At 72.2% G+C, this 15,958-nt stretch carries 13 protein-coding genes; 3 read left to right on the top strand and 10 right to left on the bottom strand.

Features of this window, described 5'->3' with window-relative positions:
- Nucleotides 1-52: 52 nt before the first annotated feature.
- Both ACH45E_RS12840 and ACH45E_RS12835 read left to right on the top strand, forming a co-directional pair.
- The gene (locus ACH45E_RS12840; RefSeq protein ID WP_361437609.1) at nt 53-268 is read left to right on the top strand and encodes a type II toxin-antitoxin system HicB family antitoxin; all 216 of its coding nucleotides are present in this window, start codon (nt 53-55) and stop codon (nt 266-268) included.
- Nucleotides 265-402 carry a hypothetical protein gene (locus ACH45E_RS12835; RefSeq protein WP_361437606.1) on the top strand — a complete coding sequence of 46 codons (138 nt, stop codon included), beginning with the start codon at nt 265-267 and terminating at the stop codon, nt 400-402. The genes ACH45E_RS12840 and ACH45E_RS12835 overlap by 4 nt, the downstream gene beginning before the upstream one ends.
- Nucleotides 403-424: 22 nt before the next feature.
- Here the strand turns inward: ACH45E_RS12835 and ACH45E_RS12830 are convergent, their stop codons facing one another.
- The 8 genes from ACH45E_RS12830 to ACH45E_RS12795 form a co-directional block, all read right to left on the bottom strand.
- A complete protein-coding gene (locus ACH45E_RS12830; protein WP_361438212.1) occupies nt 425-943 on the bottom strand; it encodes a DUF4240 domain-containing protein in 519 nt (172 codons plus the stop codon).
- A 56-nt stretch (nt 944-999) separates the two neighbouring features.
- Nucleotides 1,000-1,983, bottom strand: coding sequence for a YafY family protein (locus tag ACH45E_RS12825; protein WP_361437604.1), 984 nt, complete (start codon nt 1,981-1,983; stop codon nt 1,000-1,002).
- A gap of 90 nt (nt 1,984-2,073) precedes the next feature.
- The gene (gene aceE / locus ACH45E_RS12820; protein WP_361437602.1) at nt 2,074-4,776 is read right to left on the bottom strand and encodes a pyruvate dehydrogenase (acetyl-transferring), homodimeric type; all 2,703 of its coding nucleotides are present in this window, start codon (nt 4,774-4,776) and stop codon (nt 2,074-2,076) included.
- A 255-nt stretch (nt 4,777-5,031) separates the two neighbouring features.
- On the bottom strand, nt 5,032-5,655 hold the full coding sequence (locus ACH45E_RS12815) for a GntR family transcriptional regulator (protein ID WP_361437599.1): 624 nt from the start codon (nt 5,653-5,655) through the stop codon (nt 5,032-5,034).
- 257 nt (nt 5,656-5,912) lie between these two features.
- Nucleotides 5,913-7,745 carry a 2-oxoglutarate dehydrogenase, E2 component, dihydrolipoamide succinyltransferase gene (gene sucB / locus ACH45E_RS12810; protein WP_361437597.1) on the bottom strand — a complete coding sequence of 611 codons (1,833 nt, stop codon included), beginning with the start codon at nt 7,743-7,745 and terminating at the stop codon, nt 5,913-5,915.
- Between the two features lie 69 nt (nt 7,746-7,814).
- Nucleotides 7,815-9,203 (bottom strand): dihydrolipoyl dehydrogenase, encoded by a 1,389-nt coding sequence (lpdA, locus tag ACH45E_RS12805; RefSeq protein ID WP_361437595.1) that lies wholly within the window; start codon nt 9,201-9,203, stop codon nt 7,815-7,817.
- Nucleotides 9,204-9,433: 230 nt separating this feature from the next.
- Nucleotides 9,434-10,966, bottom strand: a complete 1,533-nt coding sequence (locus ACH45E_RS12800) for a leucyl aminopeptidase (protein ID WP_361437593.1) — start codon at nt 10,964-10,966, stop codon at nt 9,434-9,436.
- A gap of 486 nt (nt 10,967-11,452) precedes the next feature.
- The gene (locus ACH45E_RS12795; RefSeq protein ID WP_361437591.1) at nt 11,453-12,259 is read right to left on the bottom strand and encodes an adenosylcobinamide-GDP ribazoletransferase; all 807 of its coding nucleotides are present in this window, start codon (nt 12,257-12,259) and stop codon (nt 11,453-11,455) included.
- Nucleotides 12,260-12,342: 83 nt separating this feature from the next.
- On the opposite strand from ACH45E_RS12795, the gene ACH45E_RS12790 reads away from it, so the two are divergent.
- Nucleotides 12,343-13,110 carry a hypothetical protein gene (locus tag ACH45E_RS12790; RefSeq protein WP_361437588.1) on the top strand — a complete coding sequence of 256 codons (768 nt, stop codon included), beginning with the start codon at nt 12,343-12,345 and terminating at the stop codon, nt 13,108-13,110.
- A gap of 54 nt (nt 13,111-13,164) precedes the next feature.
- On the opposite strand, the gene ACH45E_RS12785 is transcribed toward ACH45E_RS12790, so the two are convergent.
- Nucleotides 13,165-13,869, bottom strand: a complete 705-nt coding sequence (locus ACH45E_RS12785) for a hypothetical protein (protein ID WP_361437585.1) — start codon at nt 13,867-13,869, stop codon at nt 13,165-13,167.
- Nucleotides 13,866-15,662 carry a phosphatidylglycerol lysyltransferase domain-containing protein gene (locus ACH45E_RS12780; protein WP_361437583.1) on the bottom strand — a complete coding sequence of 599 codons (1,797 nt, stop codon included), beginning with the start codon at nt 15,660-15,662 and terminating at the stop codon, nt 13,866-13,868. The genes ACH45E_RS12785 and ACH45E_RS12780 overlap by 4 nt, the downstream gene beginning before the upstream one ends.
- Nucleotides 15,663-15,958: the final 296 nt, after the last annotated feature.

Below are 15,958 nucleotides of genomic sequence, written 5' to 3'. Positions count from 1 at the left end.
GGACTGACAGCACACGCAAGACGACGGCGGGTAGGCGTGCCAGACTTTGTCCATGACGTCGCATGCACTGCATCTCACCGCCGCGATCACGCGCGAAGGCGAGTGGTACGTGGCCCGCTGCCTCCAGGCCGAGGTCACCAGCCAGGGCGAAACCATCGAGGAGGCCCTCGACAACCTTCGCGAAGCCCTGGAACTTTACTTCGAGGACGCCCCGGCCCCCGAGGTCACCGATGTGATCACCGCACCCGTCGAGGTCCGAGTCGCGTGAGTCCCGCCGTGCCCACGGGTCTGTCCGGCACCGAGATCGCCAAAGCCCTGGAGCGCGCAGGGTTCGGCCACGTCTCCACGCGCGGCAGCCACGCGAAGTACCCTGTGGACGACCTCAACGGCTTTCTGCAGTAGCCGTCCCGGTTCAGACCTCTTCTCACTCCTTGAAGCGGGCCCACAGGCGGGGGTAGCGCTCGGCGAGGGCGGACTCGTTCTCGAAGTCGACCGGGGTGCCCTCCGGCTCCGCCGGGGCCGGGGCGATGCCCAGGTCGGGGGCCACCGTGCCGGTGAGCTGCTCGTACGCCTCGTCCGCCGCGTAGCCCAGTTCCTCGCCGTCGCCGTCGACCTCCTCGTCGAAGTCGTCCAGGAGCTCGGCCAGGGAGTCCGGGACGTGCACCGCGCCCTCGTAGATCTCGCGGCCCTGGCCGATCAGCCAGCAGCGGAAGAAGTCGAACGCGTCGTCGCTCGCCCCGTCCAGGAGCACCCAGGCGGCGCCCCACAGGTCCCAGGTGTACGCGCGGTTGTAGCGGGCCTCGAAGTGACGGGCGAAGTCCAGGATCATGTCCGGGTCAAGCTGGAGAAGCCGGTCCACGAGCACGTCGGCCTGCTCCTCGGGATCGCCCTCGGCGGCCTCGCGGGTGGCGTCCACCAGCTCCCAGAACTCCATCTCGTCCATCACGGGTCCAGCATCGGCCCTCAGGCACAGGGGCGCACGTGGAGTGCGGCGGATTGTTATGGGGAGGGGTACAACGACGCCAGTCGTATCGCATCCCGCGCGAAGCGTGCCCGCAGCGACTCCGGTGCCAGCACCTCCGCCTCCGGGCCGAGGACCGTGAGCTGGGCGTGCGCGACCTCCTCGGACTCCACTCGCAGGGTCAGGGTCACCCAGCCGTCGCCGTCCGGCTCGCCCGCCAGCCGTATCGCGTCTCTCGCGGAGACCGGATCGACCGCCCACGGCAGCTTCCGTATCCCCTCCGGCGACAGCCGGACCACCACCTCCGCCCGCAGGATCGAGCGGGCGAAGCCCTCCGCCTGTTGCGCCCAGTGGTCCGGCAGGTCGAAGTCCTCGTCCCGGTGGAAGCGGGTCGGCGAGACCTCTACGGCGGTGAAGCGGTCCATGCGGTACGTCCGGAAGGCACCGTCCGCCTCCGGGAGCCGCGCGCACAGGTACCAGACGCCCGCCTTCAGCACCAGCCCGTACGGCTCCAGCTCCCGCTCGACCTCCGCGGTACCGTCCCGCCGGTAGCGGGCCGTCACGCGGCGGTCGGCCCACACCGCCTCGGCGACCGTGGGTAGCAGCGCGGGCGTCTCCGGCTCGCGGAACCAGGCCGGCGCGTCCAGGTGGAAGCGCTGGGCCGCCGTGCGCGGGGCGTCGCGGACGGAGGGGAGCAGGGCGGCGGACACCTTCAGGTGGGCCGCCGAGGCCACGTCCTCCAGGCCCATCTCGCGCAGCGCCCCGGGTACGCCGGACAGGAACAGCGCCTCCGCCTCGGTGCGGGCCAGGCCGGTCAGCCGGGTCCGGTAGCCGCCGATCAGCCGGTAGCCCCCGGCCCGGCCCCGGTCCGCGTACACCGGCACCCCCGCCTCCGACAGCGCCTGCGCGTCCCGGGTGACCGTGCGCTCCGACACCTCCAGCTCGCGGGCGAGTTCCGCGGCGGTCATGGAGGGGCGGGACTGGAGCAGGAGCACCATCTTGATCAGGCGGGCGGCGCGCATACGTTCATGATGCCGGGCACCACTGACAGCGGCACCGACGACGAAGGGGCACGGCGATCACGCCGTGCCCCTTCCAGCAGCCATGAACTACTACAGGCCGTACTTCTCCCGCGCTTCCTTCACCGCCGTGGCCTTGACCTCGCCGCGCCTGGCGAGCTGGGCCAGGGCCGCGACGACGATCGACTCCGCGTCGACGCCGAAGTGGCGGCGGGCCGCGTCGCGGGTGTCCGAGAGGCCGAAGCCGTCGGCGCCCAGCGAGGACCAGTCCTGCTCGACCCACTGCGCGATCTGGTCGGGGACCTGGCGCATGTAGTCGGAGACCGCGAGCACCGGGCCCTCGGCGCCGTGCAGCGCCTGGCGGACGTACGGCACCCGCTCCTCGCCGCGCAGCAGGGCCGCGTCGGCGTCGAGGGCGTCGCGGCGCAGCTCCGTCCAGGAGGTTGCCGACCAGACGTCGGCGGCCACGCCCCACTCGTCGGCGAGCAGCCGCTGCGCCTTCAGCGCCCAGTGGATCGCCGTACCGGAGCCCAGCAGCTGGATGCGCGGGGCGTTGGCGGGCGGGGTGATGCCCGCGGACTCCGCCGTGTTGAAGCGGTACAGGCCCTTGACGATGCCCTCGTCGATGCCGGGGACGGCCGGCTTGGCGGGCTGAGGCAGCGGCTCGTTGTAGACGGTCAGGTAGTAGAAGACGTTCTGGTCCTCGCCCGGGGCCGCCTCGCCGTACATCCGGCGCAGACCGTCCTTGACGATCGCCGCGACCTCGTACGCGAACGCCGGGTCGTACGACAGCGCCGCCGGGTTCGTTGCCGCGATCACCGGGGAGTGGCCGTCGGCGTGCTGGAGGCCCTCGCCCGTCAGCGTCGTACGGCCGGCCGTGGCGCCGACGAGGAAGCCGCGGCCGAGCTGGTCGCCGAGCTGCCACATCTGGTCGGCGGTGCGCTGCCAGCCGAACATCGAGTAGAAGATGTAGAACGGGATCATCGCCTCGCCGTGCGTCGCGTACGCGGTCGACGCGGCGATGAAGTCGGCCATCGAACCGGCCTCGGTGATCCCCTCGTTGAGGATCTGTCCGTTCTTGGCTTCCTTGTAGTACATCAGCTGGTCGCGGTCGACCGGCTCGTACGTCTGGCCCTTCGGCGAGTAGATGCCGAGGGAGGGGAAGAGCGATTCCATGCCGAAGGTCCGGGCCTCGTCCGGGACGATCGGCACCCAGCGCTTGCCCGTCTCCTTGTCGCGGACGAGGTCCTTGACGAGGCGGACGAAGGCCATGGTGGTGGCCACGTTCTGGGAGCCGGAGCCCTTGTCGAAGGAGGCGAAGGCCTTCTCGGCGGGGGCGGGCAGCGGGGCGAGGGGGTGGACGCGGCGGGCCGGGGCCGGGCCGCCGAGGGCCGCGCGGCGCTCCTGGAGGTAGCGGACCTCGGGGGAGTCGGCGCCGGGGTGGCCGTAGGGGACCACGCCGTCGGTGAAGTCGCTGTCCTTGATCGGCAGTTCGAGCAGGTCGCGCATCGCCTTGAACTCGTCCACCGACAGCTTCTTCATCTGGTGGTTGGCGTTCTTCGACGCGAAGCCCTGGCCGAGGGTGTGGCCCTTGACCGTCTGGGCCAGGATCACGGTCGGCGCGCCCTTGTGCTCGACGGCGGCCTTGTACGCGGCGTAGACCTTGCGGGCCTCGTGACCACCGCGCGAGAGGTGGAAACACTCGAGGATCTTGTCGTCGCTCAGCAGCTTCGCCATCTCCACGAGCGCCGGGTCGGCGCCGAAGAAGTCCTGGCGGATGTAGGCGGCGTCGCGGGTCTGGTACGTCTGTACCTGCGCGTCCGGCACCTGGCGCAGACGGCGTACGAGCGCGCCCGTGGTGTCGAGGGCGAACAGCTCGTCCCAGGCGGAGCCCCACAGGCTCTTGACGACGTTCCAGCCGGCGCCGCGGAACTGGGCCTCCAGCTCCTGCACGATCTTGAAGTTGGCGCGGACCGGGCCGTCGAGGCGCTGCAGGTTGCAGTTGATGACGAAGGTGAGGTTGTCCAGACCTTCGCGGGAGGCGAGCGCGAGCGCCGCGGTCGACTCCGGCTCGTCCATCTCGCCGTCGCCGAGGAAGGCCCACACGTGCGAGGAGGAGACGTCCTTGATGCCGCGCGCCGAGAGATAGCGGTTGAAGCGCGCCTGGTAGATCGCGGAGAGCGGGCCGAGGCCCATCGACACCGTCGGGAACTCCCACAGCCAGGGCAGGCGGCGGGGGTGCGGGTAGGAGGGCAGGCCGTTGCCGCCGGCCTCCTGGCGGAAGTTGTCGAGGTGGGCCTCGGTGAGACGGCCGTCGAGGAAGGCGCGGGCGTAGATGCCGGGGGAGGCGTGGCCCTGGATGTAGAGCTGGTCGCCCGAGCCGTCGGCCTCCTTGCCCTTGAAGAAGTGGTTGAAGCCGGTCTCGTACAGCCAGGCCGCGGAGGCGAAGGTGGCGATGTGGCCGCCGACGCCGTGTTTGCTGCCCCGGGTCACCATGGCGGCCGCGTTCCAGCGGTTCCAGGCGGTGATCCGGGCCTCCATCTCCGGGTCGCCGGGCAGGCCCGGCTCGGCGGAGGTGGGGATGGTGTTGACGTAGTCGGTCTCGAGGAGCTTCGGCAGCGCGATGCCGCCCGCCTCGGCGCGCTCCAGCGTGCGCCGCATCAGGTACGCGGCGCGGTGCGGCCCGGCCTCCCTGGCGACGGCGTCCAGGGAGGCCTGCCATTCGGCGGTCTCCTCCGGGTCGCGGTCCGGGAGCTGGTCGAGCGCGCTCTGCTGGATGGCGTTGGGGTCGGTCATGTCGCCGCCTTCCTCAGTCGAAGGGGGTTCCCTGTGAGAGTTGTCGGGGTGCCCTAGGTCTTTGGCAGGACAGGGCGACGGACCGCGGTAGAGGTCCGTCGGTGACTTTAACTCCCTGATCGATGATCGATCAAAGGGTTGAGAGGCAAAACCTCTTGATTTCGAGAAAGTAGGCACGGGGTGCCTCCGGCGGGGGCACCGAGTGTCGTGGCTGGGCGGCGTTTTCGCAGGTGAGCGCGGGGATGCTCGACTGAATCAAGCGCGCGGGGCGCAGCCCAGGACGTGGGCCTTCACCAGTTCCGCGATACGGGGGTCCCGTCGCTTGAAGGCTTGCACCAGTTCCTCGTGCTCCTCCGCGTACGACTGCTGGACCGTGCCCAGCCAGCGGATGGAGAGGGCGGTGAACACCTCGATGCCGAGGCCCTCCCAGGTGTGCAGCAGTACCGAGTTGCCCGCCGCGCGGACCAGTTCCCGGTGGAAGCCCACCGTGTGGCGGACCTGGCCCGTGCCGTCGGCGTCGCGGTCGGCCTCGTAGAGGGCCAGTACGTGCGGCTCCAGGGCCGAGCAGTCCTCCGCGAGGCGGTCGGCCGCCAGCTCGGCCGCGATGGCCTCCAGGCCGGCCCGTACCGGGTAGCTCTCCTCCAGGTCGGCCGCGGTCAGGTTGCGTACGCGTACGCCCTTGTTCGGTGCGGACTCGATCAGGCGCAGGGACTCCAGCTCGCGGAGGGCCTCCCGCACCGGGGTCTGGCTGACCTCCAGCTCGGTGGCGATCCGGCGCTCCACGATGCGCTCGCCCGGCTGCCAGCGCCCGCTGACGATTCCCTCCACGATGTGCTCGCGGATCTGCTCGCGCAGCGAGTGGACGACGGGCGCGGTCATGGGGGCTCCTTAGGGCGCGTTGACGTTTAGACAATACGGCGGGTTCGCTCCGCGGGTAGGGCGGGTGGGCGGGCTTTTGCCCAGGTGAGACGAGGCGCACACGGGGTTTTCGGCGCGTGAGAGCTCGGTGCGGATGGCTGTGGGGCGGCTGCGGGTTGTCCGGGGCTTGTCGCGCAGTTCCCCGCGCCCCTGAAAAGTCGGTGCCCTTGCCCGGAGTCTCCCGGCAAGGGCACCAATGTGTTGCAGCTGACCGGCGATTACAGGCCGAGCTCGACCTCGAACTCGCCCGCTTCCAGGATCGCCTTGACCGCCGTCAGGTAACGGGCCGCGTCGGCGCCGTCGACCAGGCGGTGGTCGTAGGAGAGGGTCAGGTAGGTCATGTCGCGGACGCCGATGACCGTGCCCTCCTCGGTCTCGATGACGGCCGGACGCTTGACCGTGGCACCGATGCCGAGGATCGCGACCTGGCCCGGCGGCACGATGATCGTGTCGAACAGGGCGCCACGCGAACCGGTGTTGGAGATGGTGAAGGTCGCGCCGGACAGCTCGTCCGGGGTGATCTTGTTGGCCCGGACCTTGCCCGCGAGCTCGGCCGTGGCCTTGGCGATACCGGCGATGTTGAGGTCGCCCGCGTGCTTGATGACCGGGGTCATCAGGCCCTTCTCGGAGTCCACCGCGATTCCGACGTTCTCGGAGTCGAAGTAGGTGATCGTGCCCTCGGCCTCGTTGATCTTGGCGTTGATGACCGGGTGGGCCTTCAGCGCCTGGGCCGCCGCCTTCACGAAGAACGGCATCGGGGAGAGCTTGACGCCCTCGCGCGCGGCGAAGGAGTCCTTGGCCTGGGCGCGCAGCCGCATCAGGCGGGTGACGTCGACCTCGACGACCGACGACAGCTGGGCCTGCTCGTGCAGCGCCTTGACCATGTTGTCGCCGATGACCTTGCGGATGCGGGGCATCTTGACGGTCTGGCCGCGGAGGGGGGAGACCTCCAGGGCCGGGGCCTTCTTCGCGGCGGCCGGGGCGGCAGCGGCGGCGGGCGCCGGGGCAGCGGCGGCGGCCTTCGCGGCCTCGGCGGCGGCGATGACGTCCTGCTTGCGGATGCGGCCGCCGACGCCGGTGCCCTTGACGGTGGACAGGTCGACGCCGTTCTCGGCGGCGAGCTTGCGCACCAGCGGGGTGACGTACGCGCCCTCGTCGGTCGCCTGGGTGGCGGTCGGAGAGGTCGGCGCGGTGGCCGGCGTGACCGGGGCCGGAGCCGGGGCGGGCACCGGAGCGGACGGCACCGGCTCGGGGGCCGGGGTGGTCACCTGCTGCGGGGCCGGAGCCGTGGGCGCCTGCGGGGCCGGAGCGGGCGCGGGCGCCGGAGCAGCGGGCGCGGCCGGGGCGGGAGCCGGGGCCGGGGCGGCGGCGGGCGCCGGGGCGGCCGGAGCCGGAGCGGCACCCGGGGCGCCGATGACGGCGAGCTTGGCGCCGACCTCGGCGGTCTCGTCCTCGCCGACCACGATCTCCAGCAGCACACCGGAGGTGGGCGCCGGGATCTCGGTGTCGACCTTGTCCGTGGAGACCTCGAGCAGCGGCTCGTCGGCCTCGACGGAGTCGCCGACCTCCTTCAGCCAGCGGGTGACGGTGCCCTCGGTGACGGACTCACCGAGCGCGGGCAGGACCACGTCCGTGCCCTCGGCGCCGGCGGCACCGGCGGTGGCCTCGGCGGTCGGGGCCGGGGCAGGGGCGGCCTGCTCGGTGGCGGGGGCGGCCGGGGTCTGCGCGGCCGGAGCGGCCGTGGGGGTCGGCGCCGGCGCGGCGGCCGGGGCGGCCTCGGCGGCGGGGGCCGGGGCAGCCGCGGGGGCCCCCGTGCCGTCGTCGATCACGGCCAGCTCGGCGCCGACCTCGACGGTCTCGTCCTCGGCGACCTTGATGGAGGCCAGCACACCGGCGGCGGGCGAGGGGATCTCGGTGTCGACCTTGTCGGTCGAGACCTCGAGCAGCGGCTCGTCGGCCTCGACGCGTTCGCCCTCGGCCTTCAGCCAGCGGGTGACAGTGCCCTCGGTGACGCTCTCGCCGAGCGCCGGAAGGGTTACGGAAACCGCCATGGTTTCGGTTGCTCCTTACGAGTTGCGGAAGTCTGTGTTCAAAGCGGAGTCGCTTCGTCGACCGAGGGGTCAGTCGTGCGAGTGCAGGGGCTTGCCCGCGAGGGCCAGGTGGGCCTCGCCGAGCGCCTCGTTCTGCGTCGGGTGGGCGTGGATGAGCTGGGCGACCTCGGCCGGCAGCGCCTCCCAGTTGTAGATCAGCTGGGCCTCGCCGACCTGCTCGCCCATACGGTCGCCGACCATGTGGACGCCGACCACGGCGCCGTCCTTCACCTGGACGAGCTTGATCTCGCCCGAGGTGTTCAGGATCTTGCTCTTGCCGTTGCCCGCCAGGTTGTACTTCAGCGCGACGACCTTGTCCGCACCGTAGATCTCCTTGGCCTTGGCCTCGGTGATGCCGACGGAGGCGACCTCCGGGTGGCAGTACGTCACCCGCGGGACACCGTCGTAGTCGATCGGAACGGCCTTCAGACCGGCCAGACGCTCCGCCACCAGGATGCCCTCGGCGAAGCCGACGTGCGCGAGCTGGAGCGTGGGGACCAGGTCACCGACAGCGGAGATGGTCGGGACGTTCGTCCGCATGTACTCGTCGACCAGGACGTAACCGCGGTCCATCGCGACGCCCTGCTCCTCGTAGCCGAGGCCCTGCGAGACCGGGCCGCGGCCGACGGCGACGAGGAGGACCTCCGCCTCGAACTCCTTGCCGTCGGCGAGGGTGACCTTGACGCCGTCCTGCGTGTACTCGGCCTTCTGGAAGAAGGTGCCGAGGTTGAACTTGATCCCGCGCTTGCGGAACGCGCGCTCAAGAAGCTTGGAGGAGTTCTCGTCCTCGACCGGGACGAGGTGCTTGAGGCCCTCGATGACCGTGACGTCCGAGCCGAAGGACTTCCACGCCGAGGCGAACTCGACGCCGATGACACCGCCGCCCAGGATGATCGCGGACTTGGGCACGCGGTCCAGGACGAGGGCGTGGTCGGAGGAGATGATCCGGTTGCCGTCGATCTCCAGGCCCGGCAGCGACTTCGGCACGGAGCCGGTCGCCAGCAGGACGTGACGGCCCTGGACACGCTGGCCGCCCACGTCGACGGAGGTCGGGGAGGACAGACGGCCCTCACCCTCGATGTAGGTCACCTTGCGGGAGGCGATCAGACCCTGCAGACCCTTGTACAGGCCGGAGATGACACCGTCCTTGTACTTGTGGACGGCGGGGACGTCGATGCCCTCGAAGGTGGCCTTGACGCCGAACTGCTCGCTCTCGCGGGCCTGGTCGGCGATCTCGCCCGCGTGCAGCAGGGCCTTGGTGGGGATGCAACCCCGGTGCAGGCAGGTGCCGCCGACCTTGTCCTTCTCGATCAGGGCGACGTCCAGGCCCAGCTGCGCCCCGCGCAGGGCCGCGGCGTAACCGCCACTACCACCGCCGAGGATCACTAGGTCGAAAACGGTGCTGGCGTCGTTCGCCACGTCACGTCCTCCATGCATGTGCGCCGTACGCCGGTCTGCGTCGACCGGGCGGCGGCTGGTGTCCGGCCGCTCTTTCTTCGGCCCTGTGGTGGGGGCCCTGTCCTGCCGTGCCCCATCTTCGCACTTGTCGCTCGAGTTCGAGACGCGGGGCCGGTGTGTGAGACGTCCCACGTTCAGATGTGAGAAGGGGCCGCACCCTCACGGGCGCGGCCCCCAGGGGACGTGCGAACTCAGCCCAGGTCGCCCGCGGCGGTCAGCTCCGCGAGCCGGACCAGCGTCCGGACGCCCGAGCCCGTGCCGCCCTTGGGCGTGTAGCCGAAGGGGCCGGCCTCGTTGAAGGCCGGGCCGGCGATGTCGAGGTGGGCCCAGGTGATGCCGTCGCCGACGAACTCGCGAAGGAAGAGACCGGCGACCAGGCCGCCGCCCATCCGCTCGCCCATGTTGGCGATGTCGGCGGTGGGGGAGTCCATGCCCTTGCGCAGGTGTTCCGGCAGCGGCATCGGCCAGGACGCCTCGCCGACCTCCTCGGCGGCCTCGACGATCGCCGTGCGGAAGGCGTCGTCGTTGGCCATGACACCGAAGGTGCGGCTGCCCAGCGCCAGCACCATCGCACCGGTCAGCGTCGCCACGTCGACGATCGCGTCCGGCTTCTCCAGCGAGGCCGCCCACAGCGCGTCGGCCAGGACCAGGCGGCCCTCGGCGTCGGTGTTGAGGACCTCGACGGTCTTGCCGCTGTACATGCGCAGCACGTCTCCGGGGCGGACCGCGGTGCCCGACGGCATGTTCTCGGCGAGCGCCAGCCAGCCGGTGACGTTGACCTCCAGGCCCAGCCGGGCGGCGGCGACGACGGCGGCGAACACGGCGGCGGCACCGCTCATGTCGCACTTCATCGTCTCGTTGTGACCGGCGGGCTTGAGGGAGATGCCGCCCGAGTCGTAGGTGATGCCCTTGCCGACGAGGGCCAGGTGCTTCTTCGCCTTCGAGTTCGTGTACGACAGCTTCACCAGGCGGGGCGTCGCCGCCGAGCCGCCGCCGACGCCGAGGATGCCGCCGTAGCCGCCCCTGGCCAGGGCCTTCTCGTCGAGCACCTGCACCTTGAGGCCGTGCTCCTTGGCCGCGGTCTGCGCGACCTGGGCGAACGCCTGGGGGGTGAGGTCGTTCGGCGGCATGTTGATCAGGTCACGGGCCCGGTTGAGCTCCTCGGCGACGGCGGCGGCACGCGCGACGGCGCCCTTGTGGGCGGCGTCCCGGGGCTTGCCGCCGAGCAGCGCGGCCTCGGCGAGCGGGCCCTTGCCGTTCTTCGCCCGCGCGGAGCCGTCCTTGTTGTTGTCCTTGTACGTGTCGAAGGAGTACGCGCCGAGCAGCACGCCCTCCGCGATCGCGCCGACGTCGCCGCTGTCGCCGACGGGCAGCGCGAAGGCGGCCTTCTTGGCGCCGCCGAGGGCGCGGGCGGCCACGCCGGCGGCCCGGCGCAGCGCCTCGGCGTCGTACCCGGCGTCCTTGACCGGCTCCGCCCCCAGACCCACCGCCATGACGAGCGGCGTCTTGAAGCCGGCCGGGGCGGGCAGCTTCGTCAGCTCGCCCTCGGCACCCGAGGCGCCGAGGGTCTCCAGGACGCCGGCGAGCTTGCCGTCGTACGCCTTGTCCACGGCTTCGGCGCCCGGCGCGACGACGGGGCCTTTGGCGCCCTTGGCGACACCGATCACGATCGCGTCGGCCCGGAGGCCGGGCGCCGCGGCGGTGCTGAGAGTGAGAGCAGTCACGGTGGTGAATTCTCGCTTCCGATGTGAAGTTACTTTGGCCGATGCGGGTGGGTCGACCGGGCCCGGGAAGCGACCACCCTAGATCCGGCCTGATGGCGCGTTGCGACCGGGGCCATCACCCTGTCGGCGAACACCCGGGACGAGCCTACGCGCGTCGTCGCGTTCGCTCATTGCCGTGGCCGTCCACGCGTCGCCTTCCGGCGGGCGATCCGCCGGCCACGCAGGGGCCGGCGGCCCGGCTTCCCGCCGCATGGGGGTGCCCCGCGCGAGTTGGTTCAAGCGTGGGGAGCGTCCAACCGCGAGGCGGCGGAGGGCGTTGACGCGATGAGGTTCCCCGCGCGTGGGGGAGGGCGTGCCGAGCCCCGCGTCCGCGGCGTGATACGCCGGGCGGGCGCCAGGCCATGCGGCTGCCGCACGCACCTGCCCCCGCTCGGGTCGGCTGGAAGGCGCTGTGACCCACGGCCGGCCTGATCCGAACGGCAGGTCCTAGCGGCCCAGACTCAGGACCACGAGGGCCGTGGTCGCCGCGGTTTCCGCGAGGCCTCCGAACACGTCGCCGGTGACGCCGCCGAAGCGGCGTGTGCAGTGGCGCAGCAGGAGTTCGGCGACCGCGACGGCGGCCGGCACGGCGAGGGCGGCGCGGGCGGTGTCGTACGCGCCGAGGCAGGCGCCCCCGGCCCCGGCCGCCGCCACCACTCCGGCCGCGACGGCCAGCGCGCCGCCGACGGGCACCACTCCGGCGACCGCCGCGCCCAGCCCCTCCGGCCGGGCGGCGGGCACCCCGTCGCGGGCGGCGAGGGTGAGTGCCAGCCGGGCGGCCGTCGCCGAGACGACGGCGGCGAGCGCGCCCCGGGCCCAGGAGTCGCCGTACGCCTGGGCCAGCGCGGCCACTTGGGCCAGGAGTACGAGCACCAGTGTGAGCACGCCGAACGGCCCGATGTCCGACTGCTTCATGATCCGCAGCGCGTCCTCGGCGGGCTTGCCGCTGCCCAGCCCGTCCGCGGTGTCGGCCAGCCCGTCCAGGTGCAGGCCCCGGGTCAGCGCGGCGGGCACGGCGGCGGTGGCGACGGCGGCGAGCAGGGGACCGGCGCCGAGGAGGAGCAGCAGCACGCCGAGCGCGGCCGCGCACGCGCCGACCACGAGGCCGGCCAGCGGGGCGCACAGCATGCCGCCGCGGGCCGCCGCCCGGTCCCAGCGGGTGACCCGGACCGGGAGGACGGTGAGGGTGCCGAAGGCGAAGCGCAGGCCGTCCGGCCAGGGGGCGGGGGAGGAGGTCGCAGAGGGCTCGGGCACCGGCGCAGGTTACCGGCGCGGGTCACCGGGAGACCGGGCGGGCTCGTACGAACCCGCCCGCACCCCGAGACTAAAGTTCGCATATGGGACATTGGTGGTGGCGGAACGTCGTCGAGCCGGGCAAGCTCCCGCTGCTCCTCGCCCTCGGCGCCTTCGTCCTCACCTTCGTGATCACTCGCGTCATCACCAGGATGATCCGGGCGGGCAAGGGGCCGTTCGGCGATGTCACGGGGGCGGGCGGGCTGCACATCCACCACGTGGTGCCCGGCGTCGTCCTCACGGTCGTCGGCGGCTTCGGCGTGGTCGCCAGCGACCGGCACGGCTTCGGCGGGGGGCTCTTCGCGGTCGTCTTCGGCATCGGCGCGGGGCTCGTCCTGGACGAGTTCGCGCTGATCCTGCACCTCCACGACGTCTACTGGACCGAGGAGGGCCGCCAGAGCGTCGAGGCCGTCGTCCTCACCGCCGCCCTCGTCGGTCTGGTCCTCGCCGGTTTCTCCCCGTTCGGCGTGAACGACCTCTCCCGGGACGAACTCCAGGACCGCGGCACCGTCATCTCCACCGTCGCCGGCAACTTCGTCCTCTCCCTGGTCGCCCTGACCAAGGGCAAACTCCGCACCGCGATCTTCGGCGCGATCGTCCCGGTCGTCGCCCTGGTCGGCGCGGTACGGCTGGCCCGGCCCGGCTCGTACTGGGCCCGCCGCTTCTACCGCCACCGCGCCCGCGCCCGCGCGCGGTCCCTGCTGCGCGCCTACCGGCACGACCGCCGCTGGCTGCGCACCGGACTGGCCGTTCAGGACTGGATCGGCGGCAGGCCGGATCCGACGCCGTCGAGCGTGACGGGCCGGCGCTGACGCTCCCGCGGGGTTTCCGCCGCCCTGCCGGTGGATGTGGCCCCGCCCGGTGGTTCAGGGCTGGAGGGGCGGCAGACCCGACCCGACGCCGTCGAGTGAGACCGGCCGGCGCTGACGCTCCCGCAGGGTTTCCATCGCGCACAGCAGTGCCACGCCCGCCAGGGCCGCCAGGTGTTCCTTGCCCGCCAGGTTCTCCTTGAGCAGGACCTCGGCCAGCATCGCGGTGGCCACGCAGCCCGCGGTGGCGTGGGCGCCGTAGCGGCGGCCCAGGTACACGGCGAGGCCCACCACGGCCGCCGACGGGCCGGTGTCCACGACCTGGGCGTCCGTTCCCGGCAGGCCCAGGGGGTGGTGCGGGCCCAGGGCGATGCCGACGCGCGCGTACAGGGTTCCGGCGAGCGTGGCCACGTACGCGATGGTCAGCGTCCGCCGGCGGCCGAGGCAGATCTCGGCGATGCCGAACACGAACAGGAGTTGCGCGAGCGCCCCCCACACGGGCAGGTCCAGCGCCGGCACGAACAGGGAGAGCGGAGTCCGCAGCAACGCCAGCCACAGGGGGTCCGCGGCCCGTACGGCCCCTAAGGCCTGCACCGGCCGGTAGCCCCAGGGCTGGTTCTGCACCAGCTGCACCAGTGCCGTCAGGCACACCACCCCGGCCGTCATCGGGATCGCCCGCAGGCGCCGCTCCAGCAGCGCGGCACGCACGGTGGCGTGCACCGGCCCCCATTCGGCGCGGGCCCAGCGGACGAGCGGACTCATCTATGCGTCTCCAGGTGCTTGCGGTGCAACCACTTCGGCAGCCCCGGCGCCTCCAGGAACCCTTCCGCGCGGGCCGACGCCAGGCCGATGCGCGGCAGGTCCGCGCTCTTCTCGAAGAGCAGGAACCTGGGCTCCCAGATGGGCCGGTACTTGGCGTTGGCGCGGTACAGCGACTCGATCTGCCACCAGCGGGAGAAGAAGCTGAGCAGCGACCGCCACAGCCTCAGCACCGGCCCGGCGCCGAGGCGTGCGCCACGTTCGAAGACGGAACGGAACATGGCGAAGTTGAGCGAGACCTGCGTGATCCCGATCTCCGCGGCCCGCCGCAGCAGCTCGATGACCATGAACTCCATCAGCCCGTTGTCGGAGTCCCGGTCGCGGCGCATGAGGTCCAGGGACAGCCCGTACGGTCCCCAGGGCACGAAGGACAGCAGTGCCCGGAGGTCACCTCGCGCGTCCGTGCACTCCAGCATCACGCACTGCCCGTCCCGCGGGTCCCCGAGCCGGCCCAGCGCCATGCTGAACCCGCGCTCGGTGGCCCCGTCGCGCCAGTCGTCCGCCCGCTGCACGAGGTACGCCATCTCCTCGGCCGGGATGTCCGCGTGCCGCCGGATGCGCACCGCGTACCCGGCCCGCTTCACCCGGTTGTACGCCTGCCGGACGGTCCGCATGGCCCGCCCCTCCAGCGTGAACTCGGCGACCTCGACGATCGCCTCGTCGCCGAGCTCCAGCGCGTCCAGCCCGTGCCGCGCGTACACGGTGCCCGCCTCCTCGCTCGTGCCCATCACCGCCGGGATCCAGCCGTGCTCCCGCGCCTGGGCCAGCCACGGCGCGATCGCGCCCGGCCATGCCTCCGGGTCGCCGATCGGATCCCCTGAGGCCAGCGACACCCCGCCCACCACCCGGTAGGCCACCGCCGCCTTGCCGGTCGGCGACCACACCACGCTCTTCTCCCGGCGCAGCGCGAAGTAGCCGAGCGAGTCCCGCTCGCCATGCCTGTCCAGCAGCGCCCGCAGCCGCTTCTCGTCCTCCTCGGTGATCGGGTCGACGGCACGCCGGGAGCGGAACGCGGCGTAGAACACGGCCAGGACCAGGGCGGTGCTCATCACGTTGATGGCGACGTTGGCCCAGTTCGGGGAGGAGATCCCCGGGAACCGGGTCTCGTCGGCGGCGACCGAGATCAGCCGCAGCGTCCCGTAGTGCCAGCGCTCGGGGAACGTCGATCTCGCGGCGTCCGGGGCCTGGTTGGCGGCCGTGACCAGCAGCGCGGCCAGCAGCGAGGCGACCAGCCCGCCGCCGACGGCGACCATGACGGCGAGCCTGGGGTTGGAGCGGTCGCCCTTGGCGTAGAACTCCCGGCGGCCCAGCAGCAGCGCGCCGACGAAGCCGGCCGTGAGGAACAGGGAGATCCAGTTCTGCGCGTACCGCTGGATGTCCGGGAACGTCATGGCGAACGCGAACAGGGCCAGGAACAGGCCGCTGAGCACCAGGTTCAGGATCCACGCGGCCCGCTTGCGGCGCCGCATGGTGATGGCCAGGAACGCCGTGAACACGCCCGAGGCGAAGCCGGCCGTCAGCAGGTACGGCGTGAAGAAGTTCTGCTGGTTGTGGCGCCGCACGTCCTGGCCCAGGGAGACCCACACGGCGCTCAGGAAGTTGATGAAGGCGACGGCGCGCAGGTACCAGACGGCGAGGGCGGCGGCCCGCCGGGACGCTCCGGTCGACCGCCGCCCGTCCCCACCCGGCCGGTCCCCGGCGGCTTCCTGATCCGCGGCAATTCGGGCATCTCCCATAAGGGAGGATCATATGGCGCCACACCGACGAACCACGCTTTTCCGACCGGCCCGCCCACGCTCGCCGCGGGTTGCTCCGCCCGCGCGGACTCCCGCCCGTCGGATTCCTCCGACTCGGATCTCTAGCGCTGCTCCGGCTTCTAGGGCTCTACCGACCGGACCTCAGCGCGGGCTGCTCCGTCCGCCTCCGGGGGGGCCTGCGTCTCGGATTCCTCCGCTCGGGCCTCCAGGGCCGCTCCGGCTTCTCGGACTCCTCCGGCCGGACCGCCCTCTGCGCGGGTTACTCCGCCTCCGGG

This window comes from Streptomyces sp. NPDC020299 (assembly GCF_044387825.1).
GTDB lineage: Bacteria > Actinomycetota > Actinomycetes > Streptomycetales > Streptomycetaceae > Streptomyces.
This window is presented reverse-complemented; position numbering and strand designations above follow the sequence as displayed.